General features: G+C 42.7%; 1 protein-coding gene. It reads left to right on the forward strand.

Features of this window, described 5'->3' with window-relative positions:
- Positions 1-470 (forward strand): OmpW family outer membrane protein (locus R7044_RS28220; protein WP_225456405.1); only part of this gene is annotated, 470 nt, incomplete at its 5' end.
- Positions 471-511 lie beyond the last annotated feature (41 nt).

A 511-nucleotide genomic window follows, 5' to 3' on the forward strand; every position in this document is an offset into this window, starting at 1 on the left:
AGCTTGGTTTGACGTTTGGCTACATGTTCACAGACAACATCAGTTTAGAGCTTCTAGCAGCAACACCATTCAGCCACGATATTTCAACAGACTTGTTAGGTCTTGGTGATATCGCGGACACCAAACACCTTCCACCAACGCTTATGGTTCAGTACTACTTTGGCGAGCCACAAAGTAAGTTCCGTCCATACGTTGGTGCAGGTCTCAACTACACCATCTTTTTTGATGAAGGCTTTAACAACAAAGCGAAAAACGTAGGCTTAACTGATCTTAAGCTAGACGATTCATTTGGTTTAGCAGCAAACGTAGGCGTGGACTACATGATCAACGATCAATGGTTCCTTAACGCATCTGCGTGGTATGCAAACATTGAAACAGAAGCAACATACAAATTTGGTGGAGCGAAGCAAAAAACCGACGTCAAAATTAACCCTTGGGTATTTATGATCAGCGGCGGTTACAAGTTCTAAGAAAAGCGGTAGTTACACACATTACACGCGCATTACAATTA

The sequence above is a fragment of the Vibrio sp. 1402 genome (assembly GCF_033340275.1).